Genomic DNA, 548 nt, shown 5'->3' with positions numbered 1-548 from the left:
ACCGGCATCGGCGGCGGCGGGCGGGCGCCGGTGTCGGCGGTGACGCCCAGCTGCTCGGCCAGGCGCAGCGGCAATTCCTCGCGCGGCACCTCGACCGGCGCATAGAGCGGCTGGCGCAGCCCGGCGGCGGCGCCCGAGACAAGGGTGAGGCGAACCCCGTCCCAGTCGGCGCCGGACAGGTTCTCCACCACCGCCCAGCCCTGCAGCCGCGCCTCGCCCCCCGCCCCGGGCAGCACCAGCCGCCAGGAGGGCTTCCACACCGGGGCGGCGACCAGGGTGGTCAGGCTGACCTCGCGCGGCCGCTCGCCGCGCAGCACCACCTCCACCAGCCGCTCCCCGTCGCTGCGCGCCATGGCCAGCGCCTCGGCGGCGCGGGCGATGCGCGCGGCCAGCGCGGCATCCTGCAGCCGCGCCTCCTCGCCCTCGCGCAGCACCACGCCGACCAGGCCGGCGGGGGTGACAAGGACAAGGCGCAGCCCGTCCTCCCCCTCGGCCGCCTCGGCGATGCGGCCGCGCACGCCCTTGGCCTCCACCGCCTGGCCGCGCAG

At 79.0% G+C, this 548-nt stretch carries 1 pseudogene; it reads right to left on the bottom strand.

Annotated elements, in window-relative coordinates:
• Positions 1 to 548 (bottom strand): annotated as a pseudogene (locus HMPREF0731_RS22805) (DUF4139 domain-containing protein); the annotation flags it as partial.

Source organism: Pseudoroseomonas cervicalis ATCC 49957 (assembly GCF_000164635.1).
GTDB classification, from domain to species: Bacteria; Pseudomonadota; Alphaproteobacteria; order Acetobacterales; family Acetobacteraceae; genus Pseudoroseomonas; species Pseudoroseomonas cervicalis.
Note: the sequence above shows the minus strand (reverse complement) of the source record. Positions and strands in the feature narration are given on the sequence as shown.